The 260-nt window shown below is 70.4% G+C and carries 1 protein-coding gene; it reads right to left on the bottom strand.

Annotated elements, in window-relative coordinates; translation table 11 throughout:
• Positions 1-260: SulP family inorganic anion transporter (locus tag CU044_RS15225; RefSeq protein WP_240045617.1), on the bottom strand; the 260-nt coding region annotated here is incomplete at both ends.

Genomic DNA, 260 nt, shown 5'->3' with positions numbered 1-260 from the left:
ATGACCGCGGTCATCGGCAGCGCGCCGAGCGCCCCGCAGACCGTGTTCCCCACGCCCTGCGCCATGAGTTCCTTGTTGTAGTCCGTGCGCGGACCGTCGTGCATGCGGTCCACCGCCGCGGCGCTGAACAGGCTCTCCGCCGAGGCGATCAGCGTGAACGCCAGCACGGTGCCGATGGCGGCCACGCTCGCCAGCTGCCCGAACTCTCCGAGTCCGGGCGGGTTGATGGACTCCAGCAGGCCCTGCACCTCGACCTTGGC

This window comes from Streptomyces sp. L-9-10, assembly GCF_004151105.1.
Lineage (GTDB): Bacteria > Actinomycetota > Actinomycetes > Streptomycetales > Streptomycetaceae > Streptomyces.
Note: the sequence above shows the minus strand (reverse complement) of the source record. Positions and strands in the feature narration are given on the sequence as shown.